This window comes from Psychrobacter sp. 1Y4 (assembly GCF_051847555.1).
In genome coordinates, this window is the sequence record NZ_JBPYDE010000572.1 from 1 (window position 1) to 698 (window position 698).

At 49.9% G+C, this 698-nt stretch carries 1 protein-coding gene; it reads left to right on the plus strand.

Annotation, left to right across the window (positions count from 1 at the left end):
* On the plus strand, window positions 1-698 hold a 698-nt coding region (locus ACS8FC_RS17630; RefSeq protein WP_439297744.1), incomplete at both ends, for an FtsX-like permease family protein.

Sequence of the window (698 nt, forward strand, 5' to 3'; positions counted from 1 at the left end):
CTTTTTTCCGGACAATGCCAACCCCATCGGCGAAGTGCTGCTCATCGGTAGCGTACCTGGACGTGTGATCGGTGTTCTTGCACCTAATGATGGTGGTTTTGGCCCCAGTGTCGACACACCGACGCTCTATATGCCCTATACCACGATGATGTCGCGCATCAAGGGCGGCTCGAACATCGAAAGCTTTGTGGCACTGATTGATGACAATATCTCTTCTTCCGCTGCTGAGTCTGCTATCTCGCAATTGATGATAAGCCGTCACGGTACTGATGACTTTCGCATACGTAATTCAGACTCTATTCGCCAGACGATTGAGTCAACGACGACTGCCATGACTTTACTTATCTCATCCATTGCCATCATCTCCTTAGTCGTCGGCGGTATTGGCGTGATGAATATCATGCTGGTGTCTGTTACTGAGCGTACCAATGAGATTGGCGTGCGTATGGCCGTTGGTGCGCGCCAAAGCGATATCATGCAGCAGTTCTTGATTGAGGCAGTCTTAGTTTGTATCTTGGGCGGTTTACTTGGGATTGGACTGGCCTTCGCCATTGGTGAATTGATCAATCGTGTGGGCGGCGACAGCTTTCAAGTTATCTATTCACCGACATCTATTATTGCCGCGTTTGTTTGCTCGACATTGATTGGCGTTATCTTCGGCTTCTTGCCTGCGCGCAATGCGGCAAAACTTGATCCCG